This window comes from Candidatus Phytoplasma gossypii, assembly GCF_030586975.1.
In the GTDB taxonomy this organism is placed as follows: domain Bacteria; phylum Bacillota_I; class Bacilli_A; order Acholeplasmatales; family Acholeplasmataceae; genus Phytoplasma; species Phytoplasma citri.
Genome location: NZ_JAOSIT010000070.1, coordinates 1 through 1,352 on the forward strand (window position 1 = coordinate 1; position 1,352 = coordinate 1,352).

Genomic DNA, 1,352 nt, shown 5'->3' on the forward strand with positions numbered 1-1,352 from the left:
CCCTTGCTGGCGAATGTATATTTACACGACATCGATCTGAAAATGGAAGAACTGATTAAAGAAGGAAAGCCAATTAAGAAAAGCAACCCAGAATATGAGAGAGCATGGCTTAAAAAACCATCACCATCAACTGGAAATTGATAGTTCTCTTAACCTAAATCCAAAACCTAGAGTCGAATACATCCGTTACGCTGATGATTTTATCATTGGTATTAAAGGCGAATATGACAAAGCCGAAGGGATTAAGAATCAAGTAACGCAATGGCTAGAACAAGATTTGAAACTTACGATCAGTAAGGATAAGTCAAAAATTGTGAAAGCCAACAAAGGAACAAAGTATTTTATCCTACTTGATTAAGGTAAACTCCACCGATAAAACCCGTAAAGGAAAGACCAAGCGTAATTCCTTCAACGGTAAAGTTCAAATCCAAATTCCCCAAGAGAAAGCCAAAGAATATGGACACGAATATAATTGGTTAAAAGAGGGAAAGGTGAAACACGACGAAACATTAGCGGGTAGAGACGAATTAGAGATAATCCGGACCTATAAGACAATTGTTAGAGGAATCATCCAATACTTTTGTTTAGCTGACAATCTAAGTGTTTTAACCTATCTAAACTATCTAGCTGAAGATAGCTGTTTGAAAACATTGGCAAGGAAACGAAAAACGTCGATTACCAGAATTCGAAAGAAATTCCATATAGGTTCAACTTGGGGTATCTCCTATATTAACAAAGGAAAGACTCAATACGAACCATGGGACGTTTACTCTTGGGATAAAATTAAAAAAATGCGTAACTATAAGGGAAATCCGGATATTACCATTAATAGATTTATATTCCGAGGTCGCACGCATCTAACCCGACTGTTTGAAAGCGGAACGTTGTGAGAATTGCGACAGAACAACTCAACTTCAAATCCATCACATTGGGACAGTTCGCAACGCGAATCATCAAAGGATCATGAATAAAAGAACTAAAGTATTGTATAAAGATTGTCATCAGAAGATAACTAACCAACAAATACATGATATCAGAAAAACAAAAAAAATAAGAATAAATAGCTAATCAGTCGTGAGACGAAATTAGTTCTCGCAAGAGAGTAAATTAGGAAAAGCAGTGTACTGAGAAACTTGCTCGCACCGTTTGGACTTGGGCTGATTGTAAATAAAACGGCAAATACAAATCGCCGCATAAAACGCAATTAATCTATCCGTATAAAAGACTCCCTCTAAACCGGACAAGCAAGTTTCCGAGCATCCGGCTTGCCATAATTTATCTTCTTGCGAAGACTAACTTTATGTTACCACTTGTTAGTTGTTTATTTTATTATCATGTTTTATTATATTTGA

Annotated in this window: 1 pseudogene; it reads left to right on the forward strand. The window is 36.2% G+C overall.

Going from position 1 to position 1,352, the window contains the following annotated elements:
• Positions 1-1,068, forward strand: a pseudogene (locus tag OC698_RS03245) (group II intron reverse transcriptase/maturase); the annotation flags it as partial.
• Positions 1,069-1,352 lie beyond the last annotated feature (284 nt).